This window comes from Pseudomonas sp. SIMBA_041 (assembly GCF_046535095.1).
In the GTDB taxonomy this organism is placed as follows: Bacteria; Pseudomonadota; Gammaproteobacteria; order Pseudomonadales; family Pseudomonadaceae; genus Aquipseudomonas; species Aquipseudomonas mucoides.
The window spans coordinates 1-260 of record NZ_JAWRXJ010000498.1; the positions used below are offsets into that span (position 1 = coordinate 1).

A 260-nucleotide genomic window follows, 5' to 3' on the forward strand; every position below is an offset into this window, starting at 1 on the left:
CGAATGCCCGGAGTTGATGGGCAGCCACCTGATCATTCCCGCACTGGCGCAGTTTCGCTTGCAGCACCCGCAGATCAGCTTCGATTTCGTCAATGCGGCGCGCTCTGTCAAGCTCACCCAGAGCCACAGCGACCTGCTGCTGCGCCTGCAACGGCCGGAAGCCGGCAACTTCACCCTGCGCCGGGTCGGCGAGTTGACCCAGGCGCTGTTCTGTTCCCCAGGTTATGCCGCGGCCCATGGCTGCCCCGAGAAGCCTTCGG

The 260-nt window shown here is 65.0% G+C and carries 1 protein-coding gene; it reads left to right on the top strand.

The genetic code is table 11. The features are described from left to right. Positions 1–260: LysR substrate-binding domain-containing protein (locus SB725_RS32075; protein WP_410923511.1), on the top strand; the 260-nt coding region annotated here is incomplete at both ends.